The organism is Thomasclavelia cocleata (assembly GCF_900102365.1).
Classification (GTDB): domain Bacteria; phylum Bacillota_I; class Bacilli_A; order Erysipelotrichales; family Coprobacillaceae; genus Thomasclavelia; species Thomasclavelia cocleata.
In genome coordinates, this window is the sequence record NZ_FOIN01000015.1 from 24,742 (window position 1) to 39,132 (window position 14,391).

Here is a 14,391-nt window from a genome sequence, read left to right on the forward strand (position 1 = left end):
GTTGCTCCTGTCGGTCCTGTTGCTCCATCAGCTCCTGTACTTCCTGTTGCCCCTGTTGGCCCCTTTGGACATCTTATAATAATCGGGGCTTTACAACGACAATAAGGACAACATATACATCCATTATAATTACAATATCTCATTTTTTCACCTCCTTTATCTAATATTAATATATGTACTTTCCATAATAGTTACTAAGGCATTAATCTCAAAAAAGTAAAAACTCTTTAGTTTCCTAAAGAGTTTTTACTAATCCTATTAAAATATAGTTTATTGTGTAAATAAGCATGATCATTTGGTTTACACTTTCCAGCCAATTCATTATAGTGTTCAGCTGTTTCATAATTACTCAATTTATCATAACATAAACATAATTGCATATATGGTATATAGTTGTAACAATCTGGTGATACAAATGCTCCTGATGTATCATCTCGCTCACAAGATAAAGCTACTGCACTCCAATAAATTGATTGTTCATATTGTTTTAATTCAAAAAAGTATTTACCTAAATCACAACATACTTCAGCACGTGGAAGATCATAACATAGACTTTTTAATAACCAGGATATAGCTTCTTGCATATCCCCTATGTTATGATAACAATATCCTAAAAATTGACATGCTGAAATATTATTTTCTACCCAACCTCTTTTTGTATTTAAAAATCTTTTAAATTCAGCTATTGCTTCATGATATAACTGATGATAAAACAACTCTCGAGCATAATAAAAAATTTCTCTAGGTGTGAAAACTATACCTTGATTTAACTTTTCTCTAAATATTCTTAAATTACGATTTGCATCACTACTTTTTATTTTACTATGAGTTATTGCAATATCACTATAAAGAATCTTACCTCTTGGACTTATTACTTCATGAATAAATCCCTCCCATTTAAAATTATCTTTTCTTCTTAATAATCTTTCACGATAATAAGTAAAAGTTGGTTTGTTGTTATGATCAAATTCAGCATTATACTTTAACATAACAACAGAAGTGTCATTAGATAAAGTTTTCTTTAAATTAATCAAATCCTCTCGATTTTCTTCACTAATAATATCATCTGCATCTAGCCACATACAATAATCCATTGTAGCCTTTGAAAAAGAATAATTACGGGCTTTTGCAAAATCATCACACCATACAAAATCATATACCTTATCAGTATACTTCAAAGCTATTTTTTTAGTCTGATCAGTTGATCCTGTATCTACAATAATTATTTCATCAGCTATACCTTCAACTGATTTTAACGCTCGCTCTAATACATCTTCTTCATCTTTTACAATCATACATAAACTAATTGTTATCATATATTTCACCAATATAATATATGCTATTTATAACAAAATGTGAATTCCAAATAACCTTAAACAATATTAATAATAAAAGATGTTCTAATTAAAGAACATCTTTTATTATACGATTTTAGTAGAACAATCTTCTAGATTAATTACTTCATCAACAATTGGTAAATAAAAATCTGGTTCATGACTAACTAGAATAACACTTCCTTTATAATTTTTTAAAGCACTTTGTAAAGATTCTTTAGCATCAACATCTAAATGATTAGTTGGTTCATCAAGAACTAAAACATTTGCTTCACGATTCATAATTTTGCATAATCTTACTTTAGCATTTTCACCACCTGATAATACTTTCATCAAAGATTCAATATGATCAGTAGTTAAACCACATTTTGCTAACATCGCTCTTATTTCACCATTATTTCGATCTGGAAACTCTTCCCATAAATAATCTAGTGCTTTTTTAGACGAAGCTACCTCTTCTTGTTCAAAAAAACCTATTTCTACAAATGGATCTTTTTCTACTTTACCACCATATGCTTTTTGCATTCCAATTAAAGTTTTAAGTAGAGTAGTTTTCCCTAAACCATTAACACCTTTGATTGCAATCTTTTTATTTCTTTCAAAAACAAGATTCATTGGTTTAGTTAATGGAGTATCATAACCAATCACTAAATCTTTGCACTCAAACAATACTTTTCCTGGGGTTCTAGCTTCAAGAAAAGAAAAAACGGGTTTAACTTTTTCTTTCGGTTTTGAAATCAAATTCATTTTATCTAATTTCTTTTGCCTAGAACTAGCCATATTTCTAGTAGCTACACGAGCTTTATTTCGAGCAATAAAATCTTCTAAATCCGCAATTTCTTTTTGTTGTTTTTGATAATCAGCTACTTGCTGACGTTTTTTTAATTCTACTTGTTGCAAATAATAATCATAATCACCTTTATAACGAGTTAATATACCATCTTCTAAATGATAAATAACATTAATAACCTTATTCAAAAAACTTACATCATGACTAACTAAAATAAATGCATTCTCATAATTCTGTAAAAAACTTATTAACCAACTAATATGATTTTCATCTAAATAATTCGTTGGCTCATCAAGAATTAAAATCATTGGATTCTCTAACAATAACTTAGTTAATAAAACTTTAGAACGTTGTCCTCCAGATAAAGCATCTACAGGTTTATCCAAACCAATATCATTTAATCCTAATCCTCCTGCCACTTCTTTTATCTTAACATCAATCGTATAAAAACCACCATGATCTAAAATCTCTTGAATTTCACCAACTTCTTCCATTAATTTATTTATTGTCTTATCATCACAATCAGCCATTTGCTCATACATTGATAACATTTCTTGTTCTAAATCATAGTAATATTTAAACGCATCTTGCAATACTTCATAAATAGTTTGTCCTGGCTTTAATACTGTATGTTGATCTAAGTACCCAGTTGTAATTCTTTTACACCACTCAATTTTACCTGAATCTGGAGCAAGTTTCCCTGTAATAATATTTAAAAAGGTTGATTTCCCTTCACCATTTGCTCCAACAAGACCAATATGCTCCCCATTCAACAATCTAAAACTTGCATTTTCTAAAATTGTTCGTCCCCCAAAATCATGACTAACATTTTCTACATTTAATATACTCATCTTCTACCTCACAATAAAAAGAAGAAACTAATCTTCTTTAATCTTGTATATTATTATACATTAAAATTCTTTACTGTCGAGTCTATTCATTTGAGTTTTAAAATATATGAAAAAATAACAATTAATAAAGGAATCCATTATGTTTTTATTTAATAAACAAAGTAATCTGAATAATTCTTTTGTATATAGTATTAGGAGGTATTTTCTATGTCAAAACAATTTTGTAATGATTTTAAAAATGATGTTCTATTCAAGTATTTATTATATGATGACTTAGATCCTGACTGTATCTTTATGCTAAAACTCTTTATCGAAAATATCCTTAATATTAAATGTCATCAAATCACTGTCCTTAATCCTGATCTTAACCCTAAATATGTAAATGATAAAGATATGGTTCTTGATATTAAGGTAAAGACTACTAATGGTGATATCATTGATATTGAAATGCAGAACTCTACCTTTTCCAAGAGCCATTACTACCGTTTCCAGCAGTATGGCGCTACTTTACTTGCATCACAAAAAGAAAAGGGAAAGGATTATACAGAAACAGCACATCCAGTATATCAGATCATCTTTATTGATGATATTGATAAGGATAATCTGAAACTTATTGATACATACAGAAGTATCAACGATGAAGGAATGGTAGAAAAGTATAATCTTACAACCAGAAGCTATGTCCAACTGCCATATATAAATATTATCAGGAAACAGAAAGGACTAAAAAGGATGACAGGGATAGAAGTGGCACTGTATATATTCAAAAACGGAATAGATAATGATATAATTGGTTTAACAGACCAGGGAGTGATAAATATCATGAAAAAGAAGTTAGAAAAGTTTAATGAAGAAGCAGAGTTAAGAGATATGTATTATAAAAGAGATTTAAACAGGGCAGCAAATAAATCAGAAAAACAGGAAATATATGAAAAAGGAAAAGCTGAAGGAAGGATTGAAGGCGAATTAAAAAGAACTGTTGATCTAATTGAAGCAAGATATGGGATAAGAGAAGAAGAATGGGTATTATCACTGAATATTAAGCAGTTAAAAACAATTGACAAAATAATTTTTAAAGAAGAAGAGTATCAAATGTTTAAACAGTTAATAGAAAAGATAAGTGAATAGTAAATGTTATTAGAATTAAGCAAATTTATTATTGATAAGAAAGTGATGAAAGAAATGTAAAATTACCACTTCGCTTTCTTTTTTCTATAACTATATTTTAGTTTTAAAATATGGATATGTACTATATTTGAAGCAATTTTATCTCAATACTAATCTTTTTATACTTGATATATATTTTTAATTTTTATAATGTGATATAAAACAATTGACTTACTTCATAAAAAAACAATGAGAACCAAGACTAAACTTTCAACAAAAACGCATTTAGAAATAGAAAGTCGTGTGTATCAAAAAAATAGCCAAGATGAGATCATCTAGACTTCGCCTATTTAATTATTTTTATATAATTGCTCTAATTAAGTTTTAGTATTTAACTGTAAAACCTTTGTTCTTTTATATAAAAACATTTATAATATCATTAGGAGGTTCGTTATGTTTAAATATGGTATATTAAGTACTGCATCAATTATTGATCGTTTTGTTGCAGGAATAAGAGAAAGCAAAGATGGTCATGTTCAAGCTCTAGCTTCAAGGACTTTAGATAACGCCAAAAAGGCTGCTAAAAGATTAGATATTAATAATTATTATGGTAGCTATGAAGAATTATATAAAGATAATGATATTGATATTATTTATATCCCTACTGTTAATGGATATCACTATCGTGATTGTAAAAACGCTTTAAAACATCATAAACATGTCATTGTTGAAAAACCTTTTACTTTATCAATTCAGGATGCTAAAGAATTATTTGATTTAGCAAAAAATAATAATTGTTTTTTAATGGAGGCACAAAAAGCAGTTTTTTTACCATCAACTAATAAAGTTAAGCAATTAATTGATGATAAAATAATTGGTGAATTGAAATATATAGAATTTAAAGCAGGATTTCCAGGACAATATGATTACGATCATTGGATGTACAATTTATCTTTAGGTGGTGGAACCCTTAATGCTAGTGCAACCTATACGATTGAATATCTACAATTTTTATTCAATCAGCCTCATCTTCAAATTGATGGCAGTTGTATAAAGAGTCCAACAGGTACAGATGAAATTTGTAGTTTCCAATTAAAAGTAAACAATTCTATTTTAGTTTCATCAACTATTGCGATGAATGTAAACTTAATAAATGAAGCTGTATTTTATGGTGAACTAGGTTATATTGTTGTTCCATACTATTGGAAATCAAATCAATTAGATTTATATCTTTATAATGGTGATTATCAACATTTTGATTTTTCTTATCAAAGTGAATTTGTATATGAAATTGAGCATGTTCATAATTGTTTAAAAAACAATCTGATCGAAAGTCCCATTATGAATAAAGAAAAAACATTTGAAACAATTGAATTAGTCAATCAGTTACAACAAAAATGGCAATAAGAGGTACTATTGTACCTCTTATTCTTTACTTAGCACCATTTCAAATACTTATCTTCTACTTCATAATAAAAAAAGATAATTTTCTTTAAACTGAATATGACTAACTAATTTTCTTAGAATTTTAATGAGCATTATTCATGGGGCCATGATACAATATAATTATCAGTTTAACTAAACCCCTAAAAAAGCAAAAAAAGATATATACTTTCTGTCCAATAAAAAATACTATAATAATAATTTATTTCAATAAAAAATCAATTCTAGTATCAATCAATTTTGTAAAACCACTTATTAAAGCCTCCATCACAAGAAACGGAGAAATGCCCTTGAATAGAAAATATCATTTAGATATTTTTATACTTATTATATTATTGACTGTTATTCTTTTTAACAAATAACTTTAAAATAAATCTTTTTATTCATAAAATCAATAATATTGACATGATATATACCATTTCTTCTTTGCAAAAAATAATTAGTCATTATAACATATTTTTGATAATTATCTTTAATTCGTTCTAAAGGTTTATATTCCCTGTTCTCAGTTTCCTTACCTAATCCAATAGTATAAACAACTTGAACATATGAGTAATTCATATCTCTACTAAACAAAATGAAATCACATTCTAGCTTTCCAATTCTTCCAACACCGATAGAACAATCAAGTCTTTTTACATAAATAAAAACGATATTTTCAGGCATAATCCATAATTCATTTGATTATTAGTATTTAAAGCATAGTAAAAACTTAAATCAGTTAGATAATATTTTTTCTCCTTGTATTTCTTTTTTTGATTTCATATCATATAAATAATCTTTACATCTAAAAGTGCCTTAATATATTTTTAACAGTTGTTTTTGTTATAGATATACCATTTTTTAAGATTTTACAATTCTATTTATACTAATCGGTAAAGCGGAATTATTGATCACAAAATTTTTAACCACTTCAAATACATCATGTTCTTTTACTTTAACTCTTTAACAAATATCCTTTTCAAATATTTCCTCTACAGCCTTTGTTCTTTTATCTCTAATTTCATCAATATATACTTCAATCGGGTTTGAATTTATTTCTTTTCCATAATATTTTTTTCATATTCACATATCCTTCATAACTTAATGTAAATATTCCAGGTTCTAAATAATGACCCATAAATTTTGTCATTAATTCACCACTTAGTAAATATTAGTTAGAACCTGTAATAAAAATTGAATAATCCCATTTAAAACTTCCTCAAATTATATTACATTTTGTATTTCATCAATAAAAAAATATTTTATGCCTTTATGATTTTTCTAATTGAACAGCCTCTTTAATTCTCTTGTATTTCCTTTTATCTAAATCAATATAAATTATATTCTCTTTGTCAACTCCATTATCTAAAATCTCATCAATAATGGATAACATCAAAGATGATTTTCCACAACCATGTATACTAGTCATCACTTTAATGATATCATTTTCACCCTAAAGTGCTCTTACTTCTCAGATGTTTTTCCCTTTTGTATAATTTCATGTTTATCATTAATTCTATTACGATAAAAAAATAATATATTATCAATACTGATACTTATTATTTTTAAATTTTAGTATTGATAAATTATATAATATGTATTAAATCGTTTATTTTCTATACTATTCTTAATACACATTTCATTATATTATAATTCAGCAACTCTCTTATTATTGACAACTTTCACAAAAAAACTCATTATTCCATGTTTATCCCATGTCATAATGAGGGCTATATCAAATTTAAATTTATTTATTTTTCATATGTGAGAAATTCTTGCAGTTTATTTTGATTGAGTCGACATTAAAATTCCCCTTTATTTATCGTATTTTTTTGAATTTATGTATCGTGACGAAAGTTTGATTTTTTCATTTTGACCACACTTTTTCATGTGTCAAATTTTTGGGTTTTATAGAAAGCTTTTTGGATTGCTTTTCTTTGATCTTCTAAATCAGGGTGTGTATAGATTTGCATAGTGGTGGAAATTTGTGAATGACGCATCATCTTCATTGTAACAACGTCACTTACACCATTTTTCACAAGTGTTGTCACAAACGTATGACGAAGCATATAATAATGAAAATGAAAACCTAATTCATGAGATACTTTAGATACTCTTGCATTAAATGAAGAAGGACTCATATACCAACCATCTTCTTGGCAAATAACTATTTCATGAGGATTGACTTCAAACCACTGCTTCAATACTTCTTGTAATAGTTTTGGAAAAACAATAGTCGCTTTAGAAGTTTCACTTTTTAACTTGTCTTTCGTATAGTAGTTTTTTCTTCTTAATCCTCCGTAAACAAGTTCTCGACCAATTTTAATCGTTTCATTTACAAAGTCAAAATCACTCTTTTCTAAAGCAAATGCTTCTCCAATATGTAATCCACAATAATGAGAAATATACATCGCAACAACATACGCTTTATTATTGAACTCAAATCCTTTACGACTATACTTACTTTTTGAAAGAACACCATTAACAAGATTTATAAACTCTTCATCCGTAATTGTTTTCTTCTTTTCCTCTTTTTCTTTGCTTTCATCATTCACTGGAATAAGCTTCACATTAATTAAAGGATTATCATAAATATACTGACAACGTAAAGCATACTAAAGTGTTGCGAAAATCACTTTCTTTGCATTCACTGCAGTTGTATGTGATTTATTCTTCTCTAACTCATTAAAATAATCCTGTAATTGTTTATACTTGATAAAGCGAATCTTCATTCTACCAATGGAGTTTTCAATATAATTCTTCATTGTATTTTCATAATAAACAATCGTATTATATCCACGCACTTGTTTGCCTTCATATTCCATGTATTCATAATAAACTTCATTCAATATATTTTTAAAAACCATTATATTTTGTTGTGATATATACAAATAATGACTAACCAAGTATTTATTTCTTAATTAGTCGTTTTTACTTATTCATCATGTTGTAATTTAAATATTGTCTTTTGTGCTTCAATTTCAGCTCTTAATTCTTCATCAGTAGGTAAGTATAGTTTATATTTACTTGCAAATAACTGCTCATTTCCTTTTAAAACAGAATAACGAGCAATATCTTCATCTGTTTCTGAACATAAAATAATACCAATTGTAGGGTTATCTCCTTCTGTACGTTTTAATTCATCATACATACGAACATACATATCCATTTGTCCTACATCTTGATGTGTTACTTTTTCAGTTTTCAAATCAATTAGTACAAAACATTTTAAATAGTAGTTATAGAAAACCAAATCAATAAAGTAATCCTGTTTCTCAGTATGAATATGTTGTTGTCTAGCAACAAAGGCATATCCTTTACCAAGTTCCATTAAGAATTTTTGAAGATTACTAATAATACTTGATTCAAGTTGTGTTTCAGTAAATGAAGTATCAGTTGATAAAGATAAGAATTCTGCAATCACAGGATTTTTAATAAACTCTAACTTATCATATTTACTATTACCTGTAAGTTGTTTCATTTCTTCAATTACTGGTTCTTTTACTTGGGATTTTAGTAAACGATAATAATATTGTGATGAAATATTGCGTTGCAAGGTTCTAACACTCCAAGTTTGTTCGATAGCTTCTTTTTCATACCAATTACGTGCTTTATCATCTTTTACTTGTATTAGAGTCCGATAATGTGTCCAACTAAGCAATGGAGCAGATTTTCCACTCAGTGAGTGGAAAATGTTTGGATACATTTTATAAAAAGAATAAAAACTATAAAGATTTGTTTTTGTGTATCCTTTACCATACTCATTTGTAAGTTCTTTTGATAATTTTCTGATAAGTGTTATCCCATATTCAGCACGATCTTCACCTTTTAGTTCTTCTTCAGCTATTCTATATCCTATCAACCAGTTTCGATAAACTAAAGCCGTATTAATTGCTTGATACGCTTGTTTTTGAGATAAATCAATAATATTCTTTAAATCAGAAACAATATCATCTGATTCATTAAATTCAATCAATCCTTTTGCACTTATTAAATTATCATTCATCTATTTTATGCTCCTTTCATTTTCTACTATTTAACATTTGATTTCGTATTTAATTATACCATAATTTTTAAGTCAAATTTAATTAGAAACGGCTCTTGTGAGATTTTTTTTGATTATAGAAACATTAATTCCTTTTATTTCGTTATGTAACCATTATATATTCGTTATATCAAAAATATTATTATTTGTAAAAATAGCTATTAATATTTTACAATTTGTTATTATCATATAGTTATAGTTGCAAATTGTTATATATAATGATTAGTTTAACAATTTGTAAGAAAGGAGGACAAAATGAACAAGAAATTAAATCGTTTAAAGAGTGTTAGACAAGGATATGGATTAAAAATTGAACAAGTATGTAGGTGGTTATCGCACACCAAGATTGGAAACAATGAAAATACTATCTGATTACTATCATAAAAGTATTAATGAATTATTTTTAGAAACAAGCGATGATTATTTTGAACGAGTTAAAAATGCTGACGCAAGATGATGTAGCAAGTTTATTAAACATTCATCGAACACAAGTATCTATACTAAGACAAGTAGGAATTTTAAAAGCCATTAAAACAGGTAGAAACTATATGTTTTCACAAGAAACTATCAAAGACTTCCAACATGATTATGCAGGTTATAATGTAAGTAATGCTGAAAATGCTAGACAAAGTTATCTTGCGGTTAATGGAAACCATGAATAGTGATTATGAATGCAACAAACCATTTCTTATGAATTTTATGGCTTTGATTCACGATAAAGAATTAACACCAACGAATAGAGAAGTTTTTTCTAAGATTTATTCTTTAACTAGAAATGATGAACATGTTTGTTATGCAAGTGATCGATATCTTGCTGATGATCTTCATGTATCTGCTAGCACAATTCAAAAAAGCATTAACAAACTCAAATCATTAGGATATATCAAAATCAAGCATCAAAAGTCAGAAAGTGGTTATGGTGCGCCGAAACGAATGATATTTATTCAAGATCATAAACTTATTTATAATGGTAATCAATGATGATAGCCATAGTCATAGATTACAATATACCTCATCAATGATTACCACATCCTTTATTATTCATTACCAAATATATATATAGTAATAAACAAGAAGAATAAATATATAAAGAAGTATTACCACCCGACAGGAACATAAAAAAATAAAAGCATTACATGAGATGTCTTACTGTTTTAGCAAGCAACGTATTTGATACACCAAATACACATTTAGGGAATATCCCTAAAACCCAAAGGAGATGAAATTTTGAGAAGAAGAAACAATCGAATTGTCATTCATGTCAGTGATGACGAATTAGAAACTATTAATTTTAATGCAGAAGTATTAAAGTTATCAAGAGAAAAATATATTAGAGAAACATTAAATAAAACTGATTTTATTGTTCCACCACCTATTGATTATCGTTATTTCATCAATGAATTTAATCGTATAGGAAATAATTTAAATCAATTAGTTAAGCAAGTACATGCAACAAATAACATTCATGAAGATGATTTATTAAAAGTGATACAAGAATTTAAAACAAAAGTAAGTGAATTAAATAAGATTATTTTATATGGCAGTAACGAAAACATTAACAGTTAGAAAAAGATATGATCAGGTAATTGATTATGTTGTTGATACAAACAAAACAAATCCATTAAACAACAACAATAATTATGTTTCTAATAATCAGAAAACCAACAAACAAGAACTTGTTACTTGTATCAATTGTTTTGATGATAATCCACATCATTCCTTGATTGCAACCAAGAAAGTATTTCATGATGATAAAGAGATAGTGTGTTTTCATGCAATACAATCCTTTTTACCTAATGAATTATCTATTGAATTGTGTCATCAAATTGGAATAGAACTTGCTCAAAAAGTATGGGGAGATCGATTTGAAGTTGTTGTCGCAACACATACAGATAAACCTCATTTACACAATCACTTTGTTATTAATGCAACTTCTTTTGTAGATGGAAAACGTTATTGTAATACCAAAGCAGATATGAATCATTTAAAAGATGTATCTGATGAACTATGTAGAAAATATCATTTATCTGTTATTGAAGAACATTCTTATTCAAAATCAATTACACATAAACAATATCATCACAACAAATCACTACGTTCAATAATTAAAAATGATATTGATATAGCCATTCAAAATAGTGTTACACTTACTGAATTCTATCGAACATTAGAAAATGAAGGATATGAAATTACGTTTAAAAATACCGATATATCATTAAAACATATCAACGCAAAACGACCAGTTCGTTTAAAAAATCTTGGAGATAATTATGATATTGAGACAATTAAACAACGAATTATTTCACATCCTATCCAAGATTATCAACAACAAAACTATTTTGATAAGCATAAATTTGATATTCTACCATTCTGGTTACTATTTAATGTTAAAAACAACGAACTTACAAGATTACAAAAATACTATCTAAGTTATTTATATAAATTTGGTGTCATACCAAAGAAACATCCAGTAAAACTCACAAAGGAAATGAAGCAAGATGTGAAGTATCTAGACATGATTTGCGAACATACAAAGTTTATCCTAACAAGTAATTTCACCACTTTAGAGCAAGTAAAAGATTACAAAGAAAAGCAATATTCAAAGATACAAGAACTAGAGAACAAGAAACGATTAATTAGAAACAAGACTAGAAGATGCAAAGATTTATCACTAAAACAACAATACCAAGAGGAAGCCAAATCACTTACACCACTTATTAAATCATTAAGACATGATATAAAAACATGTGACGCCATTATCAATAGAACAAGTATTCTTGTTCAACAAAAAGAAAAACCAAGCAAAGACTATACTAGGTAATCCATGCTTGGTGGATACATATCGAACATCATCATTTATGATAGCAGTTTCACTTATTAAAACACACATATTTTAACATTACTTTTTGCCAAGTCAAAAATTTCAATGCTTCTATGTATACTCCTCAAATCAATATCTTTAAATGATTTAATTCCATTATAAAAATTCTCTAATAGAATACTTTTTCGCAAATATTGATCATATTTTTCTACAATAAAAGTAGTGTGATCTCTTAGTGTTTTTAAAGAGTTTTTAAGTTCATTCTTTCTTTCAGGGCAATTATCATTACAAAATAGCACAATCTTTTTCTCAACTTCTACAACTAATTCTTTCAATTTACGAAAAGCCTCTTGAAAAGCAATACGAAAATCCGCTTTATTTTTGATTAATATGATAAATTCCATATATAAATAGTCGATTACAGCAACCACGTCATTAAATTGATTATTATTAAATAAGTATGAGCCTGAATGTGCGTATTTATGTCGGGCATCAACCATTGAATTATACGATTGAATTTCATCACTACTCTTTGAATATATAAATTTGAAATCACTTAATAAATCTTGCTTTAATCGCTTTTCAATCTCATTATATTTCACATTTGGTGAAAATTTATCACTATTTACTTTACTATTAATAAATTTATTCAAACAGTCGTTTTCATGTCTATCTTTTTCTATTAATTCATAATATAAACTTTTCACTAATTGTTCTGATAAAGTATATGCATCAATTAAAACAGTTCTTTCAAACATTCTACAACATGTTTCAAGTGATATAAAATCTATGCTATTTTCTTGAGCAAATAATCTATATTTTTCTCTTTTTTCAGACATGCTTTCGTTTATATTATTTAAATAATCAATTTGATTCTTTAATTGACTAAATCTCGTTTCAAAATCTAAATCATATATTTGCATTTAACTTACCATAGAATCTTTTTACAAATTTCAAAACGCAACTCAATAGCCTGAATTGTTCCTGTACTTACACTAAATGGATTGGATTCTATTCCTTCAATTGCTTTTCTAATCGTATCACTCATTACTTTTTTATACCTAAATTTTATTTTTTCTAGTTCATTAATTGAATCTAAATTTTCAATTATCAATCCTACCATGGCTTCCAATATTGAAATATTCAAATTACCTGTAAATTGAAATCCTACTTCCTCATTTCCTTCTACCCTTCTACATATTTCATTTTTTGATTCAAATATTTTATAAATCAATTCAATTGCATTTTCAAATTTTTCAAAGTAGTCCTCAGTAATTTCAGAATCTCTGTTTTCTTCACAAAATTGATTAAGTATATTTATAATTCCAGATTCCTTTAATTCAAACTCCTTATTAAAAATTTGCTTCATTACATAAACTCTTAAAAACGCTTCAACATGTATATCTTTTTTTATACTTTGTGAGGAAAACAAATCAGTGAATTTATTATTTTTATCTGCAAATTTGTATAAAGAGGACATAAATTTACCATATGCCAATGATTTTCTAATTTGCATTGGATTTAATTTTTCTGACCCTGTATTTATACGTTCAAATATCAGATATTTTGAATTGTAATTATCGGGTTCTAATTGTTTGAATTCTATTAAAGGTATTGTACTTCTTTTAATGATACGCTGATATTCAGGATCAAGATCATTAAAACTTTTACCCGCAATCTCTTTTGAAACTTTTTTTGACAATTTTGCTGGTGATAAACGTTTCCCATCTTTTTTCCCTGACCATGGATACCCTTTCACATAATTCACTAATGTAGTCAATCTCTGGTATCCATCTACTAATTCATATTCGCTATTACCTACTTCTAGCATAAATAATGGTGGTATTGGTAGACCTAATAAAATAGATTCAATTAATCTAGAACACCTTAAAGAATTTCACACAAATTCTCTTTGCATATCTGGCTTTTTTATTTCATGATTTTCATACATATCAATTAATTCTCCAAATGACCGATTACTAACCCAATGTTTAATATTATATTTGTTTAGTGATTGA

Annotated in this window: 15 protein-coding genes; 6 read left to right on the plus strand and 9 right to left on the minus strand. The window is 27.1% G+C overall.

Going from position 1 to position 14,391, the window contains the following annotated elements; translation table 11 throughout:
- Positions 1-227: 227 nt before the first annotated feature.
- Both BMW96_RS07080 and BMW96_RS07085 read right to left on the minus strand, forming a co-directional pair.
- Positions 228-1,316, minus strand: a complete 1,089-nt coding sequence (locus BMW96_RS07080; RefSeq protein ID WP_092353918.1) for a glycosyltransferase — start codon at positions 1,314-1,316, stop codon at positions 228-230.
- A gap of 105 nt (positions 1,317-1,421) precedes the next feature.
- The gene (locus BMW96_RS07085) at positions 1,422-2,975 is read right to left on the minus strand and encodes an ABC-F family ATP-binding cassette domain-containing protein (protein ID WP_092353921.1); all 1,554 of its coding nucleotides are present in this window, start codon (positions 2,973-2,975) and stop codon (positions 1,422-1,424) included.
- Between the two features lie 207 nt (positions 2,976-3,182).
- On the opposite strand from BMW96_RS07085, the gene BMW96_RS07090 reads away from it, so the two are divergent.
- Positions 3,183-4,103 (plus strand): PD-(D/E)XK nuclease family transposase, encoded by a 921-nt coding sequence (locus BMW96_RS07090; RefSeq protein ID WP_092353923.1) that lies wholly within the window; start codon positions 3,183-3,185, stop codon positions 4,101-4,103.
- A gap of 432 nt (positions 4,104-4,535) precedes the next feature.
- Positions 4,536-5,489 carry a Gfo/Idh/MocA family protein gene (locus BMW96_RS07095; protein ID WP_092353925.1) on the plus strand — a complete coding sequence of 318 codons (954 nt, stop codon included), beginning with the start codon at positions 4,536-4,538 and terminating at the stop codon, positions 5,487-5,489.
- Between the two features lie 387 nt (positions 5,490-5,876).
- Here the strand turns inward: BMW96_RS07095 and BMW96_RS14330 are convergent, their stop codons facing one another.
- The 5 genes from BMW96_RS14330 to BMW96_RS07115 all read right to left on the minus strand — a co-directional run bounded on the left by BMW96_RS14330 (position 5,877) and on the right by BMW96_RS07115 (position 9,513).
- A complete protein-coding gene (locus BMW96_RS14330; protein ID WP_211283622.1) occupies positions 5,877-6,191 on the minus strand; it encodes an ATP-binding protein in 315 nt (104 codons plus the stop codon).
- Between the two features lie 586 nt (positions 6,192-6,777).
- Positions 6,778-6,939, minus strand: a complete 162-nt coding sequence (locus BMW96_RS14335; RefSeq protein WP_218139416.1) for an AAA family ATPase — start codon at positions 6,937-6,939, stop codon at positions 6,778-6,780.
- A 454-nt stretch (positions 6,940-7,393) separates the two neighbouring features.
- Complete coding sequence (locus tag BMW96_RS07105; protein ID WP_092353927.1) at positions 7,394-8,062, minus strand: tyrosine-type recombinase/integrase; 669 nt, start codon at positions 8,060-8,062, stop codon at positions 7,394-7,396.
- 60 nt (positions 8,063-8,122) lie between these two features.
- Positions 8,123-8,374, minus strand: a complete 252-nt coding sequence (locus BMW96_RS07110; protein ID WP_272481905.1) for a tyrosine-type recombinase/integrase — start codon at positions 8,372-8,374, stop codon at positions 8,123-8,125.
- Between the two features lie 68 nt (positions 8,375-8,442).
- Positions 8,443-9,513, minus strand: a complete 1,071-nt coding sequence (locus BMW96_RS07115) for a PDDEXK nuclease domain-containing protein (RefSeq protein ID WP_092353931.1) — start codon at positions 9,511-9,513, stop codon at positions 8,443-8,445.
- A gap of 464 nt (positions 9,514-9,977) precedes the next feature.
- Here BMW96_RS07115 and BMW96_RS07120 point away from each other — a divergent pair, with 464 nt between their 5' ends.
- From BMW96_RS07120 to BMW96_RS07135, 4 genes are all read left to right on the plus strand, one after another.
- Positions 9,978-10,214 (plus strand): helix-turn-helix domain-containing protein, encoded by a 237-nt coding sequence (locus BMW96_RS07120; protein ID WP_092353978.1) that lies wholly within the window; start codon positions 9,978-9,980, stop codon positions 10,212-10,214.
- Positions 10,207-10,533, plus strand: coding sequence for a helix-turn-helix domain-containing protein (locus BMW96_RS07125; protein WP_157796069.1), 327 nt, complete (start codon positions 10,207-10,209; stop codon positions 10,531-10,533). The genes BMW96_RS07120 and BMW96_RS07125 overlap by 8 nt, the downstream gene beginning before the upstream one ends.
- A gap of 246 nt (positions 10,534-10,779) precedes the next feature.
- Positions 10,780-11,118 (plus strand): plasmid mobilization protein, encoded by a 339-nt coding sequence (locus tag BMW96_RS07130; protein WP_054322581.1) that lies wholly within the window; start codon positions 10,780-10,782, stop codon positions 11,116-11,118.
- Complete coding sequence (locus tag BMW96_RS07135) at positions 11,090-12,373, plus strand: relaxase/mobilization nuclease domain-containing protein (protein ID WP_092353935.1); 1,284 nt, start codon at positions 11,090-11,092, stop codon at positions 12,371-12,373. Before BMW96_RS07130 ends, BMW96_RS07135 begins: the two co-directional genes overlap by 29 nt.
- A 56-nt stretch (positions 12,374-12,429) precedes the next feature.
- Here BMW96_RS07135 and BMW96_RS07140 read toward each other — a convergent pair whose 3' ends face one another.
- Both BMW96_RS07140 and BMW96_RS07145 read right to left on the minus strand, forming a co-directional pair.
- Positions 12,430-13,296 (minus strand): hypothetical protein, encoded by an 867-nt coding sequence (locus BMW96_RS07140; protein WP_092353937.1) that lies wholly within the window; start codon positions 13,294-13,296, stop codon positions 12,430-12,432.
- A gap of 5 nt (positions 13,297-13,301) precedes the next feature.
- Positions 13,302-14,246 carry a DUF262 domain-containing protein gene (locus tag BMW96_RS07145; RefSeq protein ID WP_092353939.1) on the minus strand — a complete coding sequence of 315 codons (945 nt, stop codon included), beginning with the start codon at positions 14,244-14,246 and terminating at the stop codon, positions 13,302-13,304.
- Positions 14,247-14,391 lie beyond the last annotated feature (145 nt).

Excerpts from the sequence above, each read along its gene's own strand:
- BMW96_RS07080 (WP_092353918.1), bottom strand. The coding sequence starts at position 1,316 with ATGATAACAATTAGTTTATGTATGATTGTAAAAGATGAAGAAGATGTA.
- BMW96_RS07085 (WP_092353921.1), bottom strand. The coding sequence starts at position 2,975 with ATGAGTATATTAAATGTAGAAAATGTTAGTCATGATTTTGGGGGACGA.
- BMW96_RS07090 (WP_092353923.1), top strand. The coding sequence starts at position 3,183 with ATGTCAAAACAATTTTGTAATGATTTTAAAAATGATGTTCTATTCAAG.
- BMW96_RS07095 (WP_092353925.1), top strand. The coding sequence starts at position 4,536 with ATGTTTAAATATGGTATATTAAGTACTGCATCAATTATTGATCGTTTT.
- BMW96_RS14330 (WP_211283622.1), bottom strand. The coding sequence starts at position 6,191 with ATGCCTGAAAATATCGTTTTTATTTATGTAAAAAGACTTGATTGTTCT.
- BMW96_RS07110 (WP_272481905.1), bottom strand. The coding sequence starts at position 8,374 with ATGGTTTTTAAAAATATATTGAATGAAGTTTATTATGAATACATGGAA.
- BMW96_RS07115 (WP_092353931.1), bottom strand. The coding sequence starts at position 9,513 with ATGAATGATAATTTAATAAGTGCAAAAGGATTGATTGAATTTAATGAA.
- BMW96_RS07125 (WP_157796069.1), top strand. The coding sequence starts at position 10,207 with ATGAATAGTGATTATGAATGCAACAAACCATTTCTTATGAATTTTATG.
- BMW96_RS07135 (WP_092353935.1), top strand. The coding sequence starts at position 11,090 with ATGGCAGTAACGAAAACATTAACAGTTAGAAAAAGATATGATCAGGTA.
- BMW96_RS07140 (WP_092353937.1), bottom strand. The coding sequence starts at position 13,296 with ATGCAAATATATGATTTAGATTTTGAAACGAGATTTAGTCAATTAAAG.